Origin of the sequence: Flavimaribacter sediminis (genome assembly GCF_019492055.1) — a bacterium.
GTDB classification, from domain to species: Bacteria; Pseudomonadota; Alphaproteobacteria; order Rhizobiales; family Rhizobiaceae; genus Flavimaribacter; species Flavimaribacter sediminis.
Genome location: NZ_JAICBX010000002.1, coordinates 1,365,514 through 1,389,958 on the forward strand (window position 1 = coordinate 1,365,514; position 24,445 = coordinate 1,389,958).

26 protein-coding genes are annotated in these 24,445 nt (G+C 59.8%); 12 read left to right on the forward strand and 14 right to left on the reverse strand.

Translation table 11 applies throughout. From position 1 onward, the window contains the following. The first annotated feature begins 105 nt into the window (after nucleotides 1-105). From K1W69_RS14620 to K1W69_RS14635, 4 genes are all read left to right on the forward strand, one after another. Nucleotides 106-540: a curlin gene (locus K1W69_RS14620; protein WP_220229052.1), complete on the forward strand. Its 435-nt coding sequence runs from the start codon at nucleotides 106-108 to the stop codon at nucleotides 538-540. A gap of 89 nt (nucleotides 541-629) precedes the next feature. Next, a complete protein-coding gene (csgH, locus tag K1W69_RS14625) occupies nucleotides 630-1,019 on the forward strand; it encodes a curli-like amyloid fiber formation chaperone CsgH (RefSeq protein WP_220229053.1) in 390 nt (129 codons plus the stop codon). A gap of 210 nt (nucleotides 1,020-1,229) precedes the next feature. Then, nucleotides 1,230-1,631 (forward strand): curlin, encoded by a 402-nt coding sequence (locus tag K1W69_RS14630; RefSeq protein WP_220229054.1) that lies wholly within the window; start codon nucleotides 1,230-1,232, stop codon nucleotides 1,629-1,631. Nucleotides 1,632-1,799: 168 nt separating this feature from the next. Further along, entirely contained in the window at nucleotides 1,800-2,291 is a 492-nt protein-coding gene (locus K1W69_RS14635; protein ID WP_220229055.1) for an IS6 family transposase, read from the forward strand. Here K1W69_RS14635 and K1W69_RS27485 read toward each other — a convergent pair. The 11 genes from K1W69_RS27485 to K1W69_RS14690 all read right to left on the reverse strand — a co-directional run bounded on the left by K1W69_RS27485 (nucleotide 2,182) and on the right by K1W69_RS14690 (nucleotide 13,435). Then, nucleotides 2,182-2,511, reverse strand: a complete 330-nt coding sequence (locus K1W69_RS27485) for a LysR family transcriptional regulator (protein WP_220229365.1) — start codon at nucleotides 2,509-2,511, stop codon at nucleotides 2,182-2,184. The two genes, K1W69_RS14635 and K1W69_RS27485, sit on opposite strands and share 110 nt — an antisense overlap. A gap of 230 nt (nucleotides 2,512-2,741) precedes the next feature. After that, nucleotides 2,742-3,521, reverse strand: coding sequence for an SDR family NAD(P)-dependent oxidoreductase (locus tag K1W69_RS14645; RefSeq protein ID WP_220229056.1), 780 nt, complete (start codon nucleotides 3,519-3,521; stop codon nucleotides 2,742-2,744). A 44-nt stretch (nucleotides 3,522-3,565) separates the two neighbouring features. Then, complete coding sequence (locus K1W69_RS14650) at nucleotides 3,566-5,077, reverse strand: sugar ABC transporter ATP-binding protein (protein WP_220229057.1); 1,512 nt, start codon at nucleotides 5,075-5,077, stop codon at nucleotides 3,566-3,568. A gap of 61 nt (nucleotides 5,078-5,138) precedes the next feature. Further along, nucleotides 5,139-6,230, reverse strand: coding sequence for a sugar ABC transporter substrate-binding protein (locus tag K1W69_RS14655; protein ID WP_220229058.1), 1,092 nt, complete (start codon nucleotides 6,228-6,230; stop codon nucleotides 5,139-5,141). Between the two features lie 58 nt (nucleotides 6,231-6,288). Next, a complete protein-coding gene (locus tag K1W69_RS14660) occupies nucleotides 6,289-7,329 on the reverse strand; it encodes an ABC transporter permease (RefSeq protein WP_258571043.1) in 1,041 nt (346 codons plus the stop codon). Between the two features lie 617 nt (nucleotides 7,330-7,946). After that, a complete protein-coding gene (locus K1W69_RS14665; RefSeq protein ID WP_220229059.1) occupies nucleotides 7,947-9,239 on the reverse strand; it encodes a TRAP transporter large permease in 1,293 nt (430 codons plus the stop codon). Next, nucleotides 9,236-9,781, reverse strand: a complete 546-nt coding sequence (locus K1W69_RS14670; RefSeq protein WP_220229060.1) for a TRAP transporter small permease — start codon at nucleotides 9,779-9,781, stop codon at nucleotides 9,236-9,238. Before K1W69_RS14670 ends, K1W69_RS14665 begins: the two co-directional genes overlap by 4 nt. 1 nt (nucleotide 9,782) lies before the next feature. After that, entirely contained in the window at nucleotides 9,783-10,835 is a 1,053-nt protein-coding gene (locus K1W69_RS14675) for a TRAP transporter substrate-binding protein (RefSeq protein ID WP_220229061.1), read from the reverse strand. 245 nt (nucleotides 10,836-11,080) lie between these two features. Next, nucleotides 11,081-11,836 (reverse strand): HpcH/HpaI aldolase family protein, encoded by a 756-nt coding sequence (locus K1W69_RS14680; RefSeq protein WP_220229062.1) that lies wholly within the window; start codon nucleotides 11,834-11,836, stop codon nucleotides 11,081-11,083. A gap of 11 nt (nucleotides 11,837-11,847) precedes the next feature. Continuing rightward, the gene (locus K1W69_RS14685) at nucleotides 11,848-12,630 is read right to left on the reverse strand and encodes an FAA hydrolase family protein (RefSeq protein WP_220229063.1); all 783 of its coding nucleotides are present in this window, start codon (nucleotides 12,628-12,630) and stop codon (nucleotides 11,848-11,850) included. Nucleotides 12,631-12,748: 118 nt separating this feature from the next. Then, nucleotides 12,749-13,435, reverse strand: coding sequence for a GntR family transcriptional regulator (locus tag K1W69_RS14690; protein ID WP_220229064.1), 687 nt, complete (start codon nucleotides 13,433-13,435; stop codon nucleotides 12,749-12,751). A 167-nt stretch (nucleotides 13,436-13,602) separates the two neighbouring features. Between K1W69_RS14690 and K1W69_RS14695 the strand changes: the two genes are divergently transcribed. From K1W69_RS14695 to K1W69_RS14715, 5 genes are read left to right on the forward strand one after another with little or no spacing between them, the layout of a single operon-like run. Then, nucleotides 13,603-15,075 (forward strand): 2-hydroxymuconic semialdehyde dehydrogenase, encoded by a 1,473-nt coding sequence (locus tag K1W69_RS14695; protein ID WP_220229065.1) that lies wholly within the window; start codon nucleotides 13,603-13,605, stop codon nucleotides 15,073-15,075. Between the two features lie 27 nt (nucleotides 15,076-15,102). Then, a complete protein-coding gene (locus tag K1W69_RS14700) occupies nucleotides 15,103-15,954 on the forward strand; it encodes a VOC family protein (RefSeq protein ID WP_220229066.1) in 852 nt (283 codons plus the stop codon). Between the two features lie 30 nt (nucleotides 15,955-15,984). Further along, nucleotides 15,985-16,842 carry a VOC family protein gene (locus tag K1W69_RS14705; protein WP_220229067.1) on the forward strand — a complete coding sequence of 286 codons (858 nt, stop codon included), beginning with the start codon at nucleotides 15,985-15,987 and terminating at the stop codon, nucleotides 16,840-16,842. 57 nt (nucleotides 16,843-16,899) lie between these two features. Beyond that, nucleotides 16,900-17,775 carry an EthD domain-containing protein gene (locus K1W69_RS14710; protein ID WP_220229068.1) on the forward strand — a complete coding sequence of 292 codons (876 nt, stop codon included), beginning with the start codon at nucleotides 16,900-16,902 and terminating at the stop codon, nucleotides 17,773-17,775. 2 nt (nucleotides 17,776-17,777) lie between these two features. Then, nucleotides 17,778-18,470 carry a class II aldolase/adducin family protein gene (locus tag K1W69_RS14715; RefSeq protein ID WP_258571044.1) on the forward strand — a complete coding sequence of 231 codons (693 nt, stop codon included), beginning with the start codon at nucleotides 17,778-17,780 and terminating at the stop codon, nucleotides 18,468-18,470. A 156-nt stretch (nucleotides 18,471-18,626) separates the two neighbouring features. On the opposite strand, the gene K1W69_RS14720 is transcribed toward K1W69_RS14715, so the two are convergent. Continuing rightward, entirely contained in the window at nucleotides 18,627-19,460 is an 834-nt protein-coding gene (locus tag K1W69_RS14720; protein WP_220229069.1) for an AtaL-like protein, read from the reverse strand. 374 nt (nucleotides 19,461-19,834) lie between these two features. On the opposite strand from K1W69_RS14720, the gene K1W69_RS14725 reads away from it, so the two are divergent. Both K1W69_RS14725 and K1W69_RS14730 read left to right on the forward strand, forming a co-directional pair. Further along, nucleotides 19,835-20,488, forward strand: coding sequence for a TetR/AcrR family transcriptional regulator (locus K1W69_RS14725; protein ID WP_220229070.1), 654 nt, complete (start codon nucleotides 19,835-19,837; stop codon nucleotides 20,486-20,488). 153 nt (nucleotides 20,489-20,641) lie between these two features. Next, nucleotides 20,642-21,865: an acyl-CoA dehydrogenase family protein gene (locus tag K1W69_RS14730; RefSeq protein WP_220229071.1), complete on the forward strand. Its 1,224-nt coding sequence runs from the start codon at nucleotides 20,642-20,644 to the stop codon at nucleotides 21,863-21,865. Nucleotides 21,866-21,969: 104 nt separating this feature from the next. On the opposite strand, the gene K1W69_RS14735 is transcribed toward K1W69_RS14730, so the two are convergent. Further along, nucleotides 21,970-22,542, reverse strand: coding sequence for a flavin reductase family protein (locus K1W69_RS14735; protein WP_220229368.1), 573 nt, complete (start codon nucleotides 22,540-22,542; stop codon nucleotides 21,970-21,972). 117 nt (nucleotides 22,543-22,659) lie between these two features. Next, nucleotides 22,660-23,352 carry a TetR/AcrR family transcriptional regulator gene (locus K1W69_RS14740; RefSeq protein ID WP_220229072.1) on the reverse strand — a complete coding sequence of 231 codons (693 nt, stop codon included), beginning with the start codon at nucleotides 23,350-23,352 and terminating at the stop codon, nucleotides 22,660-22,662. Nucleotides 23,353-23,506: 154 nt separating this feature from the next. On the opposite strand from K1W69_RS14740, the gene K1W69_RS14745 reads away from it, so the two are divergent. Beyond that, nucleotides 23,507-24,436 (forward strand): fumarylacetoacetate hydrolase family protein, encoded by a 930-nt coding sequence (locus tag K1W69_RS14745; protein WP_220229073.1) that lies wholly within the window; start codon nucleotides 23,507-23,509, stop codon nucleotides 24,434-24,436. Nucleotides 24,437-24,445: the final 9 nt, after the last annotated feature.

A 24,445-nucleotide genomic window follows, 5' to 3' on the forward strand; every position in this document is an offset into this window, starting at 1 on the left:
ACGGCGCCTGAACGGGAGGTTCAGCGTGGGTTCCGGAAGCGATTGCTAGAACCGTCATCGTTGACAACCAGCGGGGGATGCCCGCTCAATCAGGAGAGTACCAAAATGACCAGCACCTTCATCAAGACGACAGCCGCCGCCGCCATCGCCATCGTGACGGCCCTGCCGGCCTTCGCCAACAGCCTTTCCATCGAACAGTACGGTTGGGGCAACGCCGCAGGCGGCGCCCAAAGCGGCTTCAACAACGCCATCGGCGTCTTTCAGAATGGCGCATGGAACAGTTCCGTGACCCAGCAGAATGGCTCCAACAACGTTTCGGCCACGGGCCAGCAGGGTGTGAACAACGCTGCTGACACCTGGCAGAACGGTCACGACAACGCGGCCGGCGTAGGCCAGTTCGGCGCCAACCACAACGCTGTCATGTCGCAGGACGGCAATGGCAATGTCGCCGCCGGCGTTCAGGTGGGCAATGGCTGCAACGCCGGCGTTTCGCAGTCTGGCGGTGGCAATGTCGCAGCCTTCGTGCAGACCTGCCCCTGAGGCGCGCGCAATGCAAAAAGGCGACCGGCCGAGGGGGATGAACGTCGCCCTCGGCCATTCGTCGTTCTGATCACAAGGAGATTTTCACCATGAAGAAGAAAACGTCCATAACGCTCATGTCCGCCGCCTTTGCTGCGGCGCTGTCCGGCGCCGCGCTTACGGCGAATTCGGGCCAGGCGCATTCGAATGAAACGCGCTGCGAGATTGTCACCGAGACCTCTGGCGGCATGGTCACGCTTCAGGGCGTGGTGCATGCGGATGCGCCGCTTTCGGGATCCTACACATTCCGTGTGGAATCCGCGGGCGGCGGCGGTGGCTCAAATATCCGGCAGGGCGGTTCGTTCAGCGCCGCGCCAGGCCAGCCGGCCATGCTCGGTCGGGTGACGCTGGGTGGCGGAAGCGCCCTTTACGACGCCGCGTTGGGCGTCGACACGAACGCCGGACGCTTCACCTGTCATGAGCGCGCCGGCCAGATATGAACTTCATAGCCTGCATTCTGAAAAACGGGCTCCGGGCGACCGGAGCCCGTTTTGCATGCGCGCGTCATTACTGATTGAAGTTCGTCGGCTTTTGCGTGCTGAACGAGAAATGAATGCCTCGTTCCAAACCCGTTCAAGCGCGCCCCGGCATACTCTCCCCATCGATCGGCAGTGAGGCCGGCGAAAGCAGTCTTAACCAAGGAGAGAACCATGAACACCGCTATCCGCAGCCTCATCGCAGGCGTCACCCTTGCAGCCAGCCTTGCCGCAGCCCCGGCTTTCGCCGGCGGATCTGTTTCGGTCAACCTGAATCCCACCGACCCGGAGAAAGCCCAGGCGCTTCAGACCGGCCTGCGCTTCTATGGTCTCGCAAAGGGAATCAAGGACGGCTCCATCACCCAGAACGGCTTTGGCAACGCCGCCGGTCTCATGCAGAATGGTTCCGGCAATCTCGGCGTCATCCATCAGAATGGCGACGGCCATGTCGGCACAATCGAGCAGAACGGCAACGGCAATGCTTGCGGCCTGTTCCAGTTCGGCCAGAATACAGAAGCCCATCTCCAGCAGAATGGCGATGATGGAGCCTGCGCGACCGTCCAGATCGGATGGTGAGCGTATCAGGCGGGAGCGGAGGCTCCCGCCGCTCCGTCCGCGTCACACCGAGCCGCGGTCGGTTCTTTTAGTCCAGTCCGGGAAGCCACAAAACCACGTCGGATCTGTCGCAAACTCTTCGCTAACCGGCGACCGATAATGCTCTCTCGATGTTTTCGGGAGCTTTCCATGTTCAAAGGCCGCCATTTCGACCAGTCGGTCATCTTGCTGTGTGTACGCTGGCGCCTCGCCTACAATCTCAGCCTGCCTGATCTCGAAGAGATGATGGCCGAACGCGGTCTGAGCGTTGATCATTCGACTGTGCACTGCTGGGTCGTACACTTTGCGCCGCAGTTGCTGGATTGTTTCCACCAACGCAAACGCGTCGTTGCTGGCAAGTGGGATCTCGACGAGACTTGCATCAAGGTGCGCGGCCAATGGATGTATCTTTACCGCGCCATCGACAGTATAGGCGATACGGTCGAGTTCTTCTTCAGCGAACGTCGTGACCTGTCGGCTGCAAAGCGTTTCCTTCGAAAGGCGTTTGCACGCCATGGCCGCCCGGATCGCATCACCATCGACGGCATCGAAATGGTCCACATGATGCGAAAGCGAAAGGCGAGGTTTGTCTATAATCCTCGTCCTTCAATAGCTGACCAATTCGAAATCCTGGCCGCTTGATAGACGGCAATGACGCGTCCCATCGTGACCAAAAAATTACGGTTTGCGACAGAGCCATGCCGCCCGACGCGTATTTAAGGAAGATCTTGCCGGCGTCGGTCAGTTCCAGCCCGCCCTTGGTGCAGTCGAACAGGCGCGTCGACAGGAGCTCCGCCAATTCCTTCAGCGTCCTGGACAGTGCCGGTTGACCCGTGCCGAGATTTTCGGCTGCGCGTGAAATGTTTTACTCGGTCGCGACTTCGATGAAGCAACGGATGTGGCGAAATCTGATGTTTCGAGCGACGGTATATCTGTTCGGCATCGCCGTCCTCCTCGACTGCCTGGTTGCGGGGCCTCCGGCCAAGGATACAGGAAAAAGCGAAGGAACGGCGCGCTCCGTTGACCGGAAACGGTGGTTTTTGGTTCCCGGGCGTATCGCCGGAGCGGGCCGCTACCTGATCGCCACGGGCCTCAATCCATCTGCATGCCGCCATCGATATGGTAGGATTGCCCTGTCACGTTCTGGGCAAGATCGGAGGCGAGGAAGGCGATGAAATGCCCGACATCCTCGGGCGTCTGCGGATGTCCCTGCGGCACCAGACCGACGAAATTCTTCTTTGCCGTTTCGAAGTCGACATTGTCGGCGGTCGCCATTTGCTCGACGATGCCGTCATGGAGCGGAGTCATGAGGATGCCCGGGCATACGGCATTCACCGTGATGTTGGTTTTGGCATATTCCTGCGCGATGGACTGGGTGAAGCCAATCACACCGAATTTCGATGTGCAGTAGGCCGAGAAATTTCCGACGCCCTGCTTGGAAACCACCGAAGCCATGTTGATGACCCGGCCGCGATTGCGCGCGAGCATGCCGGGAATTACCGCGCGGGTGGTGATGAATTGGCCCTTCAGATTGATATCGAGTACGCGATCCCATCCCTGCTCCGTCATTTCGACCAAGGGCATGCGCTTGGACACGCCCGCATTGTTGACGAGGATGTCGATCGGGCCAAGTTTGGCCTCTACAGCCTCGACGAGGGCGAAGGCGGAATCCCAGTCGGTCACGTCATGCTGGAAGATCGCAGCCTTGCCGCCGGCCGCCTCGATGGCTTCGAGCGACGGCTTCGATGTCTCGGTGTTGATGTCGGCGATGGCGATGGTCGCGCCATAGCCGGAGAGAACCTTGGCGATGCCTGCGCCGATGCCCATTCCGCCGCCGGTGACGACAGCGACCTTGCCCTCAAGATTGATCATGTTTTTCTCCCGATCGTTTCAGCAGCCGCTTGGCGTGCCGCTGCTTACGCTGTTTGTGCCGTCTCGCCATTCATCGAGGCGACCAGTTCGTGTTCGTTCAGGCGCTCACCGCTCAGTTCATCGATTATCCTTCCGTCATTAAAGACGAGCACGCGGTCGGTGGTCGCTACATAGTCGCCCGGATCGGTCGAATAAAAGAGGATGACACGGTCACCTTCCGCAAGATCGCGGATAATCCGGTACATTTCTTGCTTGGCGTTGATGTCGACGCCGCGCATCGGATCGTCGAGCAGCAGCAGGCTGGGATTGGCCTCCAGCCAGCGGGCAAAAACCACCTTTTGCTGATTGCCGCCCGACAGGCTGCTTACGGGCTGGTCGACGCTTTGCATTTTCACGCCGATCTGCGCACAGCGTTCTTCCGCGATCTGCCGCTGGCGGGCAACTTTGGGCACTGGTCCGTCGCGGCCGAGGCTCAGGCTCCTGACGGCTGATACGTTCTCGTGAATGCTCTGGTCCAGCGTCAGACCGAGATGCTTGCGATCGGACGGGAAATAGGCAACGCCCGATGCCACGGCCTGCGGGCGGTTGTGGGCCTGCCGCGCACCGGAGGGCAGACGAATTACCCCGCTTGCGGGCGTGGCGACGCCGAACAGGATTTCAAATACGGTTTCGACACCCGAGCCGGCGAGGCCGGCAAGGCCAACGACTTCACCCTGCGTAGCGACCAGGCTGTCGATGGAGAGACCCGGCGCGCGTAGATTTTCTATCCCCAATTTCCTGACGCCGTTTGCGGCCGTACTTGTTTTTCGAGCCGGTGGTTCGTGCACAGCATCCGACGCCCGGCCAAGCATCGCGGTGACGATTTCCGGGATGGTTGGCCGCTTGCCGCGGCTTTCCAGCGGCACGTTCATCCCGTCGCGGATGACGACAACATTGTCGGCAATCTCAAGGACCTCCTCGAGGAAATGCGAGATATAGATCATCGCAACACCGGATTCGCGGAGTCCTCGCAGAATCTCGTGCAGCCTGCCGACCTCGCTTGCATGCAGCGCCGATGTCGGTTCGTCCAGTATCAGGACCCGAGGCTGTTGCAGGAGCGCGCGGGCGATCTCGACCAATTGATGGTCTGCCAGCGACAACGAGGCGAGGGGAGTGGAGAGCGGCACTTTCAGGCCGAGACGCTCGGTCTGGACCCGTGCGGCGGTGAGGAATTCTCGCGTCGGCGTCAGTCCGGTGCGGCCTGGAACCAACCAGAGGTTCTCTGCAACGCTGAGTGGCGGAAAAAGGTTGAGTTCCTGGGAGACAAAAGCGACCCCGGCCTGCCAAGCCTCGAGCATCGACCCCATATGATGGACGTTGTCTCCGAGCCGCAACTCGCCGTCATCGGCCTGAAGCGCGCCGGACAATATCTTCATCAAGGTGGATTTGCCCGCGCCATTGGCGCCGACGATCCCAAGTATCTCACCTTCATGCAGGTCGAGATCGATGCCCTGCAGCGCCAGCTGCGGACCAAAGCGCTTGGTTATGTTGCGCGCGCTGTAGACAATGTCGTTCATGATACTCCCGCCGGGACGGGCAAGCCGGACCGTGCCGGCTTGCCCGAAGCGCGTGACAAGATCAGTTCGGCGGATTGTCGTATTCGGCCACCGGCGACAAGTCGCCATCTTCGAACGCGGCTTTCGCCTTTTCGATGTCGCTATCGTAATAGGCGCGCAGGCCGGGCTGCATGTCCTTCCAGGCTTCGTTGTAGTCGCCGGCATTGGACTGAACCACCATGGTAGCCGGAATTTTCAGCCAACCTGAAGGCAGAGGCTTGTCCGCATGCAGCGCGGTCGCCGTTGCATAGACAGCCATGTAACCCTGCATGAAGAAGTTCGACGACGAAGCGGCGAGGAAGGTACCGTCGGCAACTGCCTCACGGACTTCGCCGGGAACGTCGAATGCAAGGCTGAGCGCATCGAGCTTGTCGTCGGCAACGATGCGGATAATGTTCAGATTACCGGCCTCGCATGCATCAACATAGGCCAGTGCGCCAGCATTCTTGCGCATTGCCTGGTTCCAGATTGCGAAGCTGCCCTCGCGGTCAGGCTTGGTCGGGATCGTCGGCAGGACTTCAACCTTCGGCATCAGCTTTTCAAGGCCCGAACGTAGGCCGTTAACGCGGTTTTCGAGAACGCTGAGGCCCGGAACGCAGACGCCGAGCACCATGGTGCCCTCGATATCGGCTGCCGGCTTGCCTGTCTTCTCCTCAAGTGCCTTGGCGAGCACGTCGGCTGCTTCAAGACCCATCTGCGTCGGATCGGCGCTGACGAAGAAGCCCTCGTAGAAGTCAGGCGCGGGCGAGGCGTTGGTCCATGTCACCGCAATGCCCCTTTCCTGGGCTTCGCGCACTGGTTCGATGAACAGGGGGGCCGCCACATTGGTGATGATCATGGCGTCGGGCGAGGTCTGCGTTTCGTTCATGAAGATCGATGCCTGTTTGCCAGGATCGAAATTCGAGGGGCCTGCGAATTTCACATCGACAGGAAAATCCAGATCCGCGACAGCGGCTTCAGCGCCTGCCTTGATCTCGCTTGTCCATTCCAGGGTTGTAACCGCCAGGACGTAGGAAATCTTTATTGGCTCCTGTGCGTTGGCGAATGTGCTTCCCATCAGCGCCGCAGCGGCAAATGTGGCCGGTAGCCAGCTGCTCAGTTTCTTGACGTTCATTGTCCTTCTCCCTGTTGTCGTTGTTTGCAGTTTCCCGGCCGTTTTGATGGCCGACTTTTCAAAGATGCGATTGCATGTGCGAAGACGCCGCGCGCGAACGCTTGAGAATCCGGTCGAGCGCGATCGCGCCAAGGATCACGCAGCCCGTAACAAAGCGCGCATAATTGGTGTCGATACCGAAGAACACGATGCCGCTGTCGATCACGGTGATGATCAGAACGCCGAGAAATGCGCCAAGGACGGTGCCCGATCCGCCCGCCAACGACGTGCCGCCGATAATCACGGCGGCGATGACCAGCAATTCCTTCTGCTCGCCCATGGCCGGATCGACGGCGCGGAAATAGGCAAGCGCCATCGATGCCGATATCGCGCAGAGCAGACCCGTCAAAGAAGTGGCGAGGATACGGGTCAGACCAACCCTGATTCCAATGAACTCGGCGGCGTTGCGGTTGGAGCCAACGGCACGAACCGTAGCGCCGAAACGCGTTCGGAAAAACAGGAAGTGCATGACGATACCCGTCGCCAGCAGCACCCAGGCGGGTGAGGGCAACCCCAGAAACTCCCCGCCGAATATTACGAAGAAAGCATGGTCTCTCGGCATTCCGAAGACCGGGCTGGCATCGGAAATGATGAGATTGAGGCCGAAGAAAACCGATAGCGAGCCGAGAGAGACGATGATGAGCGGGACGTCGAGCAACACCGCGACAAGGCCATTAAGCGCACCGAGAGCGGCGCCAATGGCGAAGGATAGCCCAACCGCAATCCAGGGATCTATGCCGGCCTTGATCAGCAGCGCAGCAGAGGTGGCGCTGACCGCATAGATGCCGCCGACCGACAAGTCGATCTCCGTCATCGAAACCAGATAGACCATGCCGAACGCCATGATGCCGACAAAGGCGCTTTGCCTCAGTAACGTCTTGATTGAACCGAGATCGAAAAACTCGGGATGCAGAATGCCGATTGCCAGGACCATTACGATCAGGGCAAACAGCAGACCGGCCTCGTCAAACCTTTTCAAACGAGAAGGCAGCAGGAAAGATCGCCGCCAACCGTCCTTGATGTCGGCTTGTTCCGATGTGGCCAACTGGGCGTTCTTCATTTTCACTATCCCTGACGGGTTCTCCCGCGCTTTTGCGAAGGTTTTCTTTCCTTGATCAGGACCCGGCTCGCGCGAACCGCCGTCGCCCGCGAGTGTTTGGCCAGTGAAGAAAGCAGCGTCGTCCGACGCTGGAAATGCTGTAGGCCTTGCCAATCCGGCGAGTTGCCCCCGTGATGGCCGCTGTTCTGCAAGCCAGCCGTCTCATGGCCTTCGTTTCCTCCGGTGCGGTACGCAACTCGACCGATCCCGTTCACAATGTCTTGTTAATCTAGGCCCTATCGTTTTTCAATAAGAAAAACGCTAATATGTATTTTGTCGATTATTTGTAGTTCTCGTAGCCGGCAGGGATCGCCGAGCCTGCGAAAAGGCATCCGCCCATCCGATCAGATCGTCATTTCCGTATGGCGTGCGTGGCAGCCGCAAATCGACATGGCGGGCGATGAATGAATAGCCTTGGTTGAGATGACGTTTGACGTCGTCGGCGAATATCGCCGGAATGCCCCGTGCTCTGCCTGCGGCGTGGATCGTCCATCATGGCCTTGATCCAGGCCGCATGGTTGCTGCCGGTCAGGAATCCGCACAATCGCAAGACATCACCGGTTTTCTGCCGAACCCGGTCAATGCATCGCGTTAGGAAGGAACAGCACCAGCCAGGGTGCGAGGCAAAGCAATAAGAGTCTGGTCACGTCGGCGAAGATAAATGGCAGGATCCCGCGATAGATCGTGGCGAGCGGTATTCCGGGAACGACGGATTTCAGAACAAAGACGTTCAGGCCAACCGGAGGGGAAATCAGTCCCACCTCGACCACGACGACCAGCAATATTCCGAACCAGATGAGGTCGAAACCCAGGCTGGCGACGATGGGATAAACGATCGGAACAAAAAGCAGGACGAGCGAGAAGGCTTCGAGCGCGCATCCGAGCACCAGGAACGCCGCGCAGATGATGGCAATGACCATCCAGGGAGCCATGCTGGTGCGGGCGATCAGGTCGAGCAAATCGCGCGGCAGGCCGGAGATGTTGATGAAGGTCGCAAAAATCTGGCTGCTGGCGACGAGCATCAGGAGTGCGGCGGTGGTGACCGCCGTCTTCACGAAAGTATCCACGACGATGGGCCAGGTAAGACTTCGCCGCACCAGCGCGAAAATCAGGGCGATGATCGCGCCGGCGCCGGCAGCTTCAGTTGGTGTGAACAGACCCAGATAGATGCCGCCAATAATGGTCACGAACATGAGCACAAGGCCCCAGACACGCCCCAGTGCGCGCAAGCGCTCGCGCCAGGCCATCTTCTCTCCCGCCGGTCCCGCTGCCGGGTCGAACCAGGTTACCGCCACTACGGCGCCAACGTAAAACGCCAGTCCGATCAACCCTGGTACGATGCCGGCGATAAAAAGCTCGCCGATGTCGGTCTCGGTCAGATTGCCGTAGACCACGAGGATGATCGACGGCGGTATGAGGATGCCCAGCGTGCCACCCGAGGCAATGGCGCCGGTGGCGAGTTCGCGACGATAGCCGCGCGCCTGCATCTCGGGCATGGCGATGGGCGCCATGGTGGCGACTGTGGCGAGACTCGATCCCGAAATGGTGGAAAACCCGCCACAGGCGATGATCGTCGACATTGCCAGACCGCCGCGCCAGTGGCCGACAATGGCATAGGAGGCTGCGTAAAGCTCCGCCGCCAATCCCGATCTGGCGACGAAATGCGCCATCAGGAGAAACAGGGGCAGGATGGAGAAGGTGTAGTCGGTCATCGTGTCCACAGTGGCGCGCGCAAGCTGGCCCACTGCCGGTTCGAATCCGATGAGCAGTGTCAACCCGGACAGACCTACAAAGGCCATCACGAAGGCGAGCGGAAAGCCGATGAGAACCAGCAGGATGAGGCATGCCAGCCCGAGAAGCGCTGCGATCATGAAGGGTGTTCCCGTGATGGGCGATCGAACATCCGCAACAGATGGGTAAGTGCGCTCAGCGCGCAGAGTGCGGAGGCGTAGAATGTGAGCGGGGCGAGCGGCAGCCGCAATACGCCGGCGGTTGTGCCATAGCCGGCGACCGTGATCCCCTCGATCCACAATCGCCAGGCCAGAGCGGCAAACAGCAAAGTGCCGACGATTTCGGAGGCAATCTCCAAGACGCGACGGCCCCGCCTGCCGAGATTTCCGGAAAGGAGATCGGCACGGATATGGGCGTTTCTGAGTGCGACGCTGGGCAAGGCTGCGAAGATCGCGATGCCCATTGCGAATTCGGTAAGTTCAATTGCGCCGGTGACGGGCATGGAAGCAATATGCCGCCCGACGATGTCGACACCGACCAGCAGCATCATCGCGGCGAGTGTTACCCCGGACAAGGTGAGCAGGCAGGCCTCCGCAATCCGGACAGGACGGCTGCGCTTCGGCGGGCGAAGCGTTCCCAGTCCTCCGGCTTGCGAGGCGGTTTCGAATTCATCCTGCTGCACGCTATCCCGCCATCTTGGCTTCCAGCTCGGCGGCGCGCTCGCGGAAGGCCGCAAGGGCGGCAGCGCCGTCCACGCCTTTTTCCTTGGCGACGGCGACCCAATTGTCCTCGACCGGCGCGACGGCCGACTTGATGCTTTCCAGAAAATCGCCTTCGGCGTCGGTCATGGTGATTCCCTGTTCCTCGAAGCGGCTCATCGCAATCGAATCGCCCTTGTCCCAGATTTCACCCATGCGGATGGACAGCGCTTCACCGAGAAGCGGTTCGACTTTTGCCTGATTGCCTTCACCCATCGCATCCCAGTCGCGCTGTCCCATGAAGATGGCGAAGGAATTGTTGAACAGGCCATTGGGCACGCGGGTGTAGTGCGGCAGGAACTCCTCAAGCTTGAACTTCATCGGAGCGTCGACCGAGAACATTGCGCCATCGGCGGTGCCGCGCGACAGCAATTCGTACCATTGCGGCGCCGGCGCCTCAACGGAATCGACGCCGATGGCTGCCGCGATGTCGGCGCCAAGACCGCCGGGAACGATGACCCGTAGCCCCGAAAGGTCATCGAGCGAGGTGATCGGGCCCTTGTTTGTCCATAGCGCTCCCGGGCCATGGGTCGACAATGCCATGAGCTTGAAGCCTGAATGCTCATTCGCCTTGGCCAGGTAGTCCTGATGAACTTCCCAATAGGCCTGGGACATCGCGGTGGCTTTGTTGCCGAGGAACGGCAGTTCGGCGATCCCGGTCAGTGGAAACCGTCCCGGCGTATAGGAATGCGTGGTGAAACTTGTGCTGGCAAGGCCATCATGGACCATGTCGAACTGGCGCGGCGGAGGGGCCAGCGAGGCGGCGGCGAATTCCATCGTCACTTCGCCACCGGTCGCTTCGGCGATTTCCGCTGCGAGGGGCTGGAAAAGCCCCGTAACCATGGGATGCATTGAAGGCAGGAACGTGCTGAAGCGCAGGACGTGTGACTGCGCAAAGCCCTTGCTCGGCGACAAGACGATGAACGCTCCGCCTGCTGCTACGCCGCTAATGAAATTCCGCCTGGACAATTTAGTCATGAGATCCTCCCGTCTGGATGCGCGCCCATTGGCTGCTCTAATCGATAAAAGCCGTCATTATCCAAATTGTCAATTATTATCGATAATTACAATACCATCGATTTATTGTGTTGGTGTGGCGGCGCCGGGCTTCATCGAATGCGAGACGTTTGAAACGGCGCGGAACAGGAGAATGCGTGCTCGGCTGGTGCCTCAGGCTGGTTCAGGGCATTGCCCGCAAGTCTCGTCGGGGCCCGCAAGTCTCGTCAGGACGTCATTTCCGTGTAGAGCGCATCGATGGATTGCACGAGCAATCGCAAATCGACATTGCAGGCGACGAACAAATAGCCCCAGTCGAGATATCTTTTGGCGTCGTCAGCGGATGTCGCCAGAATGCCGGGCGCCTTGCCTGCGGCGCGGATCGTGTTGGCGGCAAGACGGATCTGTTGCTGAACCTCGTTGGCGCCGGGCTGGCCGAGATGCCCCATTGAAGCGGATAGGTCCGATGGTCCAATGAAAACACCGTCGATGCCGTCGACCTCCGATATCTCGTCCAGTCGCGAAAGCGCTTCCAGAGTCTCCACTTGAACCAATGTGCAAATCTCGTCGCTCGCGTTGACGTGGTAGTTGCCGTCCCGGCCGTAGCGGCTGGCCCTTGTCGCGCCGGCGACCCCGCGTTTTCCTTTGGTCGGATAGCGCGCCGAGGCGACGGCGGCGCGCGCCTCCGCCGCATCCTGCACGAATGGCAGGAGCAGTGTCTGGGCGCCGATGTCGAGGGTGCGCTTGATCAGGACAGGATCGTTCCATGAAGGACGCACCACTGCGGTGGCCGATCCGTTTCCGGCTGCCTGCAGCAGCGGAAGAAGGCCGGCAATTTCGACCGGTGAATGCTCTGCGTCGAACAGAACCCAGTCGAAGCCCGATTGCGCCAGCATTTCGGCGACAAGCGGGCTGCAAAGGGAGCTCCAGATGCCAAGCTGCGTTCTGCCTTCCCACAGCGCCGCCTTGAATTCGTTGTTCAAAGCAACCTCCCTTAAACGAACTGTACGGCGACGCCTCCGAGCGGTCCGAAATCGGCGTGCAGCGTGTCACCCTTGTTCGCCCAGACCGGCCGCGTGAAGCTTCCAGACAGCATCAAATGGCCCGGTTCAAGTTGTGTTCCGAACGGTCCCAGCTTGTTGGCAAGCCAGGCGATCGCCATTGCGGGGTGACCCAATACACCGGCGGCGAGGCCTGTCTCCTCGATCTCGGAATTTCGGTAGAAGATCGCTCCGACCCATCTCAGATCGACGTCCTCTGGACGGACCGGACGTCCGCCCAGGACAATCCCGGCGGCTGCGCCATTATCGGCCACCGTGTCGAAGATCTTGCGCGGCTCGGTAACGCGGGCATCGATGATCTCGATGGAGGGTACGACCCATTCGGTTGCACGCATCACGTCGATTAACCCGACGCCCGGTCCCTTGAGCGGTTCCTTGAGGATGAAGGTCAGTTCCGGCTCGACGCGAGGAACGCAGAAGCTTTCAAAGGGCACCTTCGCGCCATCGGACAAGACAAGGTCATCGAAAAGGTAGCCATAATCAGGCTCGTTGATCTTCGAACTCGCCTGCATGGCTTTCGAGGTCAGCCCGATCTTGTGACCGATAATCTTCTGGCCCTGTGTGACCTTCGCCTCCGCCACCGCCGACGAGATGGCGTAGCTGTCGGCAATCTCGATGTCGGGAAACATTTCCGAGGGGCGGACGCCCTGAACCTTGGTGCGGTGGCTTTCGAGTAGGGATTCGACGGCCTTGGCGCGTTGGCTTTCGCTGAGCAATACCACCTCCCGGCATGTTGTTCGTTAGAGATGGCCTATATAGTCGGCCAAAAAATCGATGGTCAACAAATTATCGATATTTCTTACCGTTTTTCGTCAGGTGCGATGCCGACCTTCGTCATGTTGCCTCGGCGACCGGCATCTCGATGACGGCAAGGACGGCCCGCGTGGTCAGGTCGACATGTTCCTTGGACAATCTGACGGCCAATTCGGTGTTGCGTGCGAGCGTCGCGTCCATGATTGCCTGATGTTCCGCCTGCAAATTCCGCTTTGGATCCGGATTGGTGAGCGAGATGCGCCGGTAGCGCTCGTGCTGGAAATACAGAAGATTGCGCAGTCGTTTCAGCCATTCGGAATCGCAGGCCGCCACCAGTGCTTCATGGAATTCACGGTTGCGGTCTTCCCATTCGTCGATGCTGGCCTCTGCATTCTGGCTCCGCCGGGCTTCAGCCTTGCTGAGATTGTAGAAGGCGGCGACGATTCCGGCCTCCCAGGCGTCGTCACCGAACCGGATTGCACGCGCCAGGGCATCGCTTTCGAGATCGCATCTTACCCGCGAGATATCACGCAATTCCTGGGCATCGATCGGTGCGACGCTGAATCCCCGCTGCGCCTCGAAGATCACCAGGAATTCCGATGACAATTTCGACAGTGCCTCGCGCAATGGGCTGGCTCCGATATCGTAGCTCTTGCTCATCTTGGTGATGCGCAAGCGCGATCCGGGTTCGAGTCTCCCGGACACGATGTCCCGCCGTATCAAATGGAAGGCACGGTCGGATAGGGTGAAATGAGGATCGTCAGCCATTCGCCTCCGCCTATTCAGAATTTATCAAAACTTCCATAGCACCGAGAAAATCCACTATCAACGACTCTCCAATTACCAACGCTAATTTTAAAAACATCGATAATATTGTTGACTGACGATTTTTGTGTCCCTAATTTCCCGCCAACAGGTTTCCGGGAGGATCATTCATGCACGGCGGTAGTCCCAGCCGGATTCGAAACGTTGTCGGTGGCGCCCACGTGGAGGGCGATCGACGTTTCTTCGAGGATATCAATCCCGCCACTGGCAAGACGGTAGCCCTTGTCGAGGAAGCTACTCGCGACGATGTCGACAGGGCGGTGAATGCTGCGCGTGCAGCCCTCAAGGGGCCATGGGGAAAACTGACCCAGGACGAACGCGCCAAGGCGCTGCATCGCATCGCCGATGGCGTCGAAGCGCGGTTTGACGAATTCCTGAAAGCCGAAATCCTCGATACCGGCAAGCCGGTTTCGCTTGCATCGCATCTCGACATTCCGCGCGGCGCCGCCAATTTCCGCGCATTCGCCGAATTGCCGAAGCATCATGCAGGTGAGTTTTTTCCGATGCGGACGCCCGATGGTGGCGATGCGCTGAACTATTCCCTGCGCTCGCCGCGTGGCGTTATCGCCGTCATCTGCCCATGGAACCTGCCCCTGTTGCTGATGACGTGGAAGGTCGGACCGGCGCTGGCCTGCGGTAATACCGTGGTGGTCAAACCGTCTGAGGAAACCCCGGCGACGGCGACATTGCTTGCGGAAGTCATGCGCGATGCGGGTATACCGGACGGCGTCTATAACGTGGTCAACGGTTTAGGCCCCGATTCAGCCGGCCAGTTCCTGACCGAACATCCGGGCGTCGACGGCATCACCTTTACGGGCGAGACCCGTACCGGCGAAGCGATCATGGCCGCGGCGGCAAAAGGCGTGCGGCCGGTCTCGTTCGAACTGGGCGGCAAGAATGCCGGCATCGTCTTTGCCGATTGCGATATCGAAAAGGCACTCGACCAGTCGGTCCGTGCTGTTTTCGCCAATGCCGGCCAGGTTTGCCTGCAGACGGAACGTCTTTATGTCGAGCGTCCGATCTTCGATCAGTTCGTAGAGGGGCTGGCTGCGCGGGCCGCGAAGCAAAAGCCCGGTGATCCGTTCGACAAGGGCACGACGTTTGGTCCGGTCATATCCGATGAACATCGCACGAAGATATTGGGGTATTACGACAAGGCGGCGGCGCAAGGCGCCAAGGTCGTCAGTGGTGGCGGCGTAATCGAAATGGAAGGCGACCTCGCCGACGGACACTGGATCGCGCCGACGATCTGGACCGGCCTCGACGACGATTCTGACATCGTGCGCGAGGAAATCTTCGGACCGTGTGTGCATATCGCACCCTTCGACAGCGAGGATGAAGCCATCGCGCGTACCAATGCCACGGAATACGGGCTGGCCTCGATGCTGTGGACACAGGATCTGAGCCGCGCTCACCGCGTGGCAGCCCAACTGGAAGCCGGGATCACCTGGGTCAACAGCTGGTTCCTGCGCGATTTACGCACGGCGTTTGGCGGCATGAAGCATTCGGGAATTGGGCGCGAAGGTGGTATCCACGGACTGGAATTTTACACCGAGCTTCGCAATGTCTGCGTAAGAATATAGCTACGAGCATTCTGGAGAATGTCAGGGATGATCGAAAAACTCAGATATGTTCGCCTTGGCGTGACCGATCCGGCCGCCATGAACGACTTTGTTACCCGGATCGTCGGCCTGCAGCCGATCGAGTCGCCGGACGGACTGTCGCTGTACCGTTCCGATAATCGCGACCACTCGCTCGTGGTCTATCCTGCGGATCGGAACGAACAGACGCTGGCGCTGGAGGTTCGCGATACCCGCACACTGGATGAGGCGGTTTCGCGTCTGGAGGGGGCAGGCTACAGCGTCTCGCGCGGCAGCGACGAGGAAGCCGCCGCGCGGCGCTGCAAGACCTTCGCCCATTTTTCCATTCGCGGCGTGGTTCGCATTGAGCTCGTTGTGCGCCCCCGCGATACGGGCTGGCGCTATTTCGGAACGCGTGACGCGGGCATTGTGGAATTCTTCGGCGTGACCTTTGCCTCGACCGATCCTGAAAGCGACATAAAATTGTGGACCGGGATACTGGGCGGAAAGGTTGCCGACTATATCGGCGAGGGGGCCTATATCGCGCTCGACGATCAGCATCACCGCATCACCATCCTGCCGTCCGATCATGATGGCCTGCTGGAGATCCAGTACAAAGTGGAGGCGCTGCATCAGCTCATGCAGAACAGCTATTACCTGCAATCGGCGCAGGTCGGCGTGGCTCACGGGCCGGGTCGCCGGCCGGCCTCCGGCGAGGCTTTCCTGAGCTTCAGGAGCCCGGACAGCGTATTGTTCTGTTACACGGCCGAGGGCGAGGAACGCCCCTTAGCCGAGGACTATCTGCCGAGACAGTTCCCGCACGCGCCGCAATCCTATTGTGCGTGGGGAAGCGTCGCCAACATTCCCGAATATTGCGGCTAACGATACCAAACCCTGTTTGAGGAGACGGAGATGATCAAGCTTCAGGATGTCTGTTACGTCAGAATGGGTACGCGCGATATGGAAGGCGCGGAGTTCTTCGCCAACGATTATCTGGGCCTTGAGGTCGACGATCGCACCAAGGGCGGGGTCTATTTCAAATCCGACGAGCGGGCACACACCTTGTGTTATTTCGAAGGCGATCCCGCCGACCAGGCAGTCGCTTTCGTCGTCGCCTCCGATGCCGAACTGGACCAGGCCGCGGCATCGCTTGAAGGCATGAAGCACGAGGTTCATGTCGGGACACCGGAAGAAGCCTCGCTGCGCAAGGTGAAATCCTTCATCGCGTTCAACGACCCGACGGGCAATCGCATCGAACTCGTCGTACGCCCGGAACATTCCGGCCGGCGTTACCACGGCACGCGCGACGCTGGCATTACCGGCTTCTCACATGTCGGTTTGTGCACGACCGACGCGGCGCGAGACGAGGCGTTCTGGACGGAAGTCTGCAATGCGCGCGTCAGCGACCGGATCGGCGATGCGCCTCTGCTCCGGATCGACGAAGTGCATCACTCGATCGCGCTGTTCCCGACCAACCGGGCCGGCATCCAGCACATCAATCACCAGGTTGCCACCGCCGACGACGTGCAGCGCTCCTACAATTTTCTGTCGGAGAAAGGCGTGAAGATGGTCTTCGGACCGGGTCGCCACGTCACATCGATGGCGAAGTTCCTCTATTTCGAGGGGCCGGACGGCATGGTGTTCGAGTATTCCTCCGGCGTGGAGAGTATCGCCGACGAGCTTCTCTACCGCGAGCGCCAGTTCCCGGCAGACCCAACGGGGTTTTGCGGCTGGGGTTCCAAGCCGGACATCAAGGAATTCAAGAACTGACATGGGGAGATCGGCGCCGCCGCTACGGGCCGCCGGTCAATTGAGGGAGGAGTAGCAATGTTTCTGAGCATGATCTTTTCGTTGAAGAAGCGGCCGGGTATACCGCTCGATGTCTTCTACACCTACTGGGTCAACGCACATGCCGCGCAGATCGCCGCCCGGCTGCCGGGTATCGACCATCTCTGGCTGCACGAGATCTCCTACGAGGACGGGCAGGTCTGGCCACACACGGAAGGGGTGGGTTTCCATCTTGTCGAGGAAGACCGTTTCGAGGGCGTGCCCGAGCCGTGCTTCGAAAGCGAGGAGCACCTCAACCAGTTCCTCGGTGCGATGGAGCCTCTGATGACGGACGAGGCCAACATCTTCGAGGAAACGGTTGCCTATCCCTCGGTCGGCGACAATTCGAAGACCTACAAGGACGAGACGCCGGCATCGTTCCGTGCGCCGCGGCTGCTGAAGTTCATGCTTTTCATCTGCAAGAACGACGGTGTGAGCCTTGAGGATTTCCGCAGCTACATGTCCGGCGATCTTGCGCCGGCGCTCGCCGGTTGCACGGAGGTGAAGAAGCTGAGGATGCATCTGCTCGAACCGTTCGATCCGAATTCGCAGATGGCCGATGCGAGCGCGGTCTCCGCGCTGGCGCCGCCAAACAGGCGGTTCGATGCCTCCATCGAGATCGCCTTCGAAAACGGGCTGGATCTGGCGCGCTTCACGAAGAGCGCGGCCTGGGCGGGTGGCGCGGAAAAGCGCGCCAAATTCATGTCAGCCTGTTACGCCTTCAAGGTCAACGCGACCCATAATCTGAAACGTGACGGCGGGTTGACCTTCGAGGGATTGCGCACGCCCATCATCGCGCGTTCCATCGAGGAGGTGACGGCAATCTCCCAGTTCAACGATTCCGTCATGGCCTTGCAAACGACAGGATCGAATTGAACTTGAACGGATCGACACAGCTATCGATGAACGATCTTGAACGGCTCGTGCGGCTCGCCGCGCGGGCCGTTGGCCGTCACGGGCTGGCCCACGCCTATGGCCATTGCTCGGCGCGGATCGATGCCGAAAGATTTCTCGTCTGTACGCCAGTGCCGATGGGACACATGCCGACGGATGCGCACGGCACGGTGGTGCCACTCGACGGCCCGCTTCCCGACGGGGTGCTGGGCGAAGTGCGCGTTCATCGCGAAATCTATCTCCGACGCCCGGAAGTCGGTGGCATCGTTCGCTCGATGCCGCCGAAAATCATGAGCCTTTCCACACTCGGCAAAACGCCGCGGCCCCGTCATGGTTTCGGCAGCTATTTCTTCCCTTCGATCCCGATGTGGGACAGCCCGCTTTTGATCCGCGACGATGAGAAAGCGGCCGCGCTTGCAGAGCAAATGTCAGACCGTCCTGCCATCGTCATGCGCGGCAACGGTCTCGTCACTGCCGGTGAAAGTCTCGAAGAGGCTGTGGTTCTGTCCTGGTACGCCGAGGATGCTGCGCGCATCGAGCTTGATGTGCTGGCCTCAGGCGGAGGCGAAGGCGGGCCGATGATCACTCGGGAAGAGGCCCAGGCGCGGGCCACCTGGTCGGGCCGCATTCTCGAGCGGATGTGGGACTATCTGACTTTCGGTGACACGGAAATCTGATCACGGGTTCAGCCGGATTCTATCAGTTCGGGCAAGGCCGGATGGCTGCGGATCTTCTCGCAATCGACTGGAACATGGTTCCCTCCCTGGAAACGAAGGCCTCCAAACCGTTTTAGGCCGCACCGGCTAATCATCGCCGGCGCGGCTGTTTCGGGCCTATTCGGCTGGTTCCGCCTCAGCTGCCGCCGGCGCGTAGATCGGTGCGACGTCGATAAAGACCCGCAATTCGGCGACCTTGTCGCCAGCCGGCTTGACGATCGAGACGCAGGGCAGCACGACATGGCTGCCGTCAAGGCGCGTATAGTCGACCGCAAGTTCGAGGACGGTCTCGTTCTGGTGGTCCCAGCGGTTGACGATGGTGTGGCTCAGTCCGCCTATGGTCGACCAGAACTGGCCGATGGCGCCGGCAATCTGCTCGGGACCCTCGGCCGCCGGGAAATTGGCGAAGAAGACCTTGCAATTGTCAGTGTGCATCGCCTTGAAGGCCGGCATGTCCATCGAATCGACGGTTTCGTAATACCGCTTGAGCAGCGCGTCGCGGTCACCCTTCAGCCGGCGGATGGCGGCAAGTGTCGCATCGACGGCCTTCAGGTAATCCTTCTCGACGGTCTCGCCATACGCCTTTTCTGCCGGGCTGCCGTCTTTCTCGCCGGCGAGGGTCAGCTTGAAGGAGAAGCGCAGGCCAAGGCCGTCCTCGTCTTCCTCGATATTGTTCAAGATGGTGCCGAGCACCGAACCATCGAGGCGAACGAACTCAACCTGCTGCTCGGGAGTGAGTGTGACGCGCTCATGGCAGCGTTCGCCGCGAAACTCGATTTCGCGCACCAGAACATTCTTGCCCTCGCGGCTCTTGACCTCGCAATGGGTCATCGCGGGTACGAAGGGCAGGGCGTTGTCTGCCTTCATCACGAGCCCCTGCCAGACATCGGAGCGCGTGAGTACCGGTTGTCCCGGTTCATTGATGGGAATTTGTCTGCTGACTTCTATCATTTGGTCCTCCTGTCCAAAACCAGCCAACCGGGCCGCGCCCTCCGTGTCGGATTGCGGGTACCTGGCGTCTTCCTTTTTCAGGGGGCCGAAACACGATCTCGGGACAGTTCAATGCCGAGGCAAAGGTTTTCCATGCCCGGACGCGGTTGCGGCCGGGGCAGTATTCGAGATGTGAATTGTCCTCCCTTTACGGACAGAAGCGAGCATGCGCAGACTGTACCGTAACGTATGGTACAGTAATTTCTTGGAGGCACGCTGTCAAAAGAATCTTTGATTATCGAACCGAATTATCGCAAATAGGCAATTCCCGTGCGCGTGGAGACGGCCGGGGCGGGCTGGCCAGGGAGTGCATGTTGTCACCGGATGATGCCGTATTGCGTGAGACCGAAGCCAATATCGATGACATCGAGTTGGACCGGCCGGCTGCGCGCGAAAGCAAACGTGACCGGATTATCCGGATCGCGGGTGATCTCTTCCTGGAGAAGGGCTACGACAATCTGACCATCAATGAAATCATCGAGGCGACCGGCGGTTCCAAGGGGACGATCTATTCGAAGTTCGGCAACAAGGAGAAACTGCTCGAGGCGGTTGTGGACAAGATGTGCCGCGATGTCACTATCCGTATCGAGATTTCGCGCACGGGAACGCTCGAAGACCAGCTCACTCGGATCGGTCACAGCTTCTTGAAACGGGTTCTTTCGCCTGAAATTCTGAGGTTTCACCGCCTGATGACGTCGATCGGCCGTCAGTTTCCCGAGGCCGGTCGACTGTTCTATGATACCGGACCGCGCCAGGCCTGCGGTATCATCGCGTCCTGGATTGCCCATTGCCAGGAAACGGGATCCATCCGGGACGACGAGGATCCCTTCCATCTCGCCATTCTTTTCCATGACATGCTGATCGGCGATCAGATGCTGAAATGGCTGACTTCCGCCGTCGACGAAGAGACGCGCGTCAAGCGGATCGACGACACGGTCCGGCTGGCCGTGAAGCTCTTCCTCCAGGGCTGCGCGGTCTCTGCGAAGTAGCTGCTGCTTTCAACATCATCGACATCGTTGTTCTGCGCTCTCCCGCGCGTCGTGCCACGGGAATCGCTGTTGCCCGGTAACTAGGATTTGACAGGGCTGCGATATGCTGCCACATTCAAAACTGTAACGTACGTTACGGTATTGGAGGAGACCATGAACGCCAACGCTACAGAATTAAAGGTTGCGCCCACGACCGATGAACGGCCTGCATTTGAAGACATTCTGAATCGCGTGAAGGAACTCGGCCCGGGCATTGCTGCCCGCGCGCAAGATGCCGAGCATGCCAGGAGGGTGCCGGTCGAGACGATGGAAGAATTGCGTGAGACCGGCCTTTTCAAGGTGATGCAGCCGGCGCGCTTCGGCGGCTACGAATACGGTCCGTCCGCGCTGGCGCGTGTCGGCTTCGAACTGGGCCGTCATTGCGGCAGCACGGGATGGTGCGGCACGCTCGCCGTATGCTTCGGCTGGATGACTTCGTTTTTCCCGCTCGAGGCCCAGCAGGAAGTCTGGGACAATCCCGACAATCTGCTCGCAGTGTCCTATCTACCGTCGCCGAAGGTGACGGTGGTCGACGGGGGATACACGATCGAGGGAAGCTGGCCGTGGGCGAGCGGTGTTGACAGCGCAACTTGGCTGATCCTCGCTGGCCTCATCCCGAACAAGGAAGGTCCGCCGACGCTTGCCTGGTTCCTGGCGCCAGTCAAGGATGTCGTTGTCGATCACAACAGCTGGAACGTCGCCGGACTTCAGGGCACTGGTTCAAAAACGGTAGCGATCACCGATCCCGTTTTCGTGCCGGCCCATCGCGTCGTGCCGCTCGGCGCCATCATGTCGGGCAAAGTGCCGGGGCTCGAAGTTCCCAACAACGAACAGGCGCGCTACACCTATCCGACTTTCGGGCCGACTGCGCTGGTTTCGCCCATCGTCGGCATGGCGCAGGGCGCACTTGACGCCTTCACCGAGGTCGCCACCGGTGCCACGCGCATGGCGCGACCGGGCGTGTTCGTGAAAGTTGCCGAATCCGCGCTGATACAGCGCCTAGTCGGTCAGAACGCGGCGCGCATCGATGCCGCCCGCACGTTGATGACAACCAGTCTGGAGGAGGGCGAGGCGGTCATCGAGGCTGGTGGCGCGCTCACAATCGAACAGCGGGTCAGAATTCGCCGCAATCACGGCTTTGCGTCCCGGACCTCGGCGGAAGCGGCGAATGAAATCTTCAACAAGTCTGGCGCGCAGGCGGCCGACGACAGCCTGAAGGTGCAGCGCTTCTGGCGCGACGCCAATGCCGCGGCCCTTCATTCCAGCATTGATTACGACATGTTGGTCGAGATGTACGGCACCCAGCAATTGGGTCTGGATCCCGTCGGCATCTTCTAGGGCGGTTCACCAGCCGACATCATATCCGGGCGGCAGCAATGCCGCCCGGTTTCGTTTTGGCGCTTTGTTACGATGGACAGATGAGAAGGTGGGGCAAACAGCGATCAGAAATAGAGATCGAATTCTGTCTTGCCGACTGGTGACGGCTTGCGATCGGCGGCTGGTTCCGAGACGTGATAGCAGGCATCGGAATAAAGCAGCGGGCGGGTGCCTTCATCGACCCGGGCGCGATCGACCTGGCCGACGAAAATCGTATGCGTGCCATAAGGCACCGCCGCCATGCGGGTGCAGACCACATTGGCGTGCGCCGACTTAAGGATCATCATGCCGGCCGGGTCCCGTTCCCAATTGCCGGTTGTGAACCGCTCTTCGGGCGCCACCTTGCCACTGAAGGCATCGGAGACCTCCGGATGGGACGCCGTCAGCACATTGACGGCAAAACGCGGTTGGTCGAGCAACATGGAATGCAGCCGCGAGCGGTTGTTCAGGCAAACCATCAGCGATGGCGGGTCCATGGAAACGGACGTTACCGCCGTAACCGTCATGCCATGATCACGCGTGTCGTCACTGGCAGTGACAACGGTGACCGTCGCAGGAAATTTCCGCATGGTCATGCGGAACTGCGAACCTACAGAATTTTCATCGATTTGCGTGGTATTCATCGCTAATCCTAACATTATCGATAATACCAGCAAGAACTATCCCTGTCTATTTCAAAACCGGTCAGGATTTTCAATCCTGGTGGATCGCCGGCTGCTCGGCCTGGTCGATCCAATTCCGGGGGAAGGCGCTGGTTAGCGTGCTGCACAGCCGCGCAGAAACAGGCGTGCGGCGGCGGCCACGCGGCGTGCGATTTCGTCGGCACCCGGAATGGCGCGGTCGCTGGTCAGCATGGCCAGCTGAAAATCACCGATCAGCATGTCGAGAAACAGGGTGGCGAGTTCCTGCGGGTCGCCAGGCGCCAGTTCGCCCATGCGTTGATGGCGTTCGACCCATTGCGCGGCGTGGCGATAGGCATTCTTCGGCCCTGCGTCGAAGAACAGCTTGGTGGTGCCAGGAAAAGTCTTTCCCATGGAGACCATCAGTCGGTGGAGTTCGAGGATTTCCGGCTGCAGGATCATGCCCAGGAAAGAACAGCCCATTGCATTGAGCTGATCTTCAACCGTCCCGACCTCCTCTGGTTCAAACGACACGCTCGCCACATGCGCCATCTGCCGGACAACCTCGACGAACAGGCCCTCCTTGTTGCCGAAGAGATGATAGATCGTGGCCTTCGATCCGCCCGCCGCCTCGATGATGTCGTTCATCGATACGTTGTCGTAGCCCTTGTCCAGGAAGAGATGTGCGGAGAGGCTGATAATGCGCTCGCGGCGCTCATCCTGACTGAGATTGCGGGGTGTGCGTGCCGAAGATTGCCGGTCGCGGGAACGGTTATTGCTGGGGCTGGTTGCGCCGTCGCCGGCCGAGTTGGATTCTTGCGTGGTCATCTTTTCATTCCCGACGAATCTGCCGTCTCTTTCGATAAATCTTTTGACTGATCTAGCACAAATCGATAATGTAATGTACGTTACATTACGTAATCGCCAGAATGCCGCATTCGACAATTGCGGTCAACGGCGTCAGGGGAGGAGGGTTTTGCAGATGGCGGGCTACCGGCTCGTGACCTATTTCAATAACGAGCATCATCGCAAAGCGGGTGTGCTGTCAGGTGACACGATATACGCGGCATCCGACCTGCTCGGTGGCGATCCCGACGTCCTCGACATTCTGCGGGATTGGGAAAGTTCCCAATCTGCGATTGAGGCAGTGCTTGGCGAAGCTGGTTCGGGTGCTCCCCCCGCCGGCCGGCTCGCACTCTCTGACGTCACACTCGAAACGCCGGTCCAATATCCGGCAAATTTTTTCTGCGCGGGTGCGAATTACTGGGATCATCTCAAAGAGATGGCCGAGTTCGTCAAGAAGATGACGGGCAGCGCGCCCAGCATGGAAAAGGCTCCTGAGCCGTGGTTCTTCGTCAAGACGACAGCGGGCACGCTTGTCGGCGACGGGGCGAACGTGCCGATACCGTCATTTTCCAGCCAACTCGACTGGGAAGCCGAACTGGGCGTGGTCATCGGACGTCCGGTCCGCAATATCCCTGAGGCGGACGCGCTTTCGGCGATTGCCGGTTATGTGATCATCAACGACCTGTCCGCCCGCGACCTGATGCGCCGGGAGGGCAGCCCGTTCGTCTATGACTGGATCGGCCAGAAGTGCTTCGACGGAGCGGCGCCATGCGGCCCCTGGCTGACACCGGCGAAATTCGTGCCTGACCCGGAAAACCTCGAGATCACGCTAAAGGTCAACGGCGTTACCAGGCAGCATTCGAATACCGGGCAGATGGTGCATTCTCTCGCCGAGCAGATCGCCTATCTCAGCCGTCATGTCACGCTCAATCCAGGCGACCTGATCGCGACGGGCACGCCAGCGGGCGTCGGCATGCCCAAGGGCGAATTCCTGCAGCCTGGAGACGAGGTCGAGATCGCCATTTCGGAACTTGGGGTGCTCAGACACACCATGATCGCGGCATGACTGAAGGCC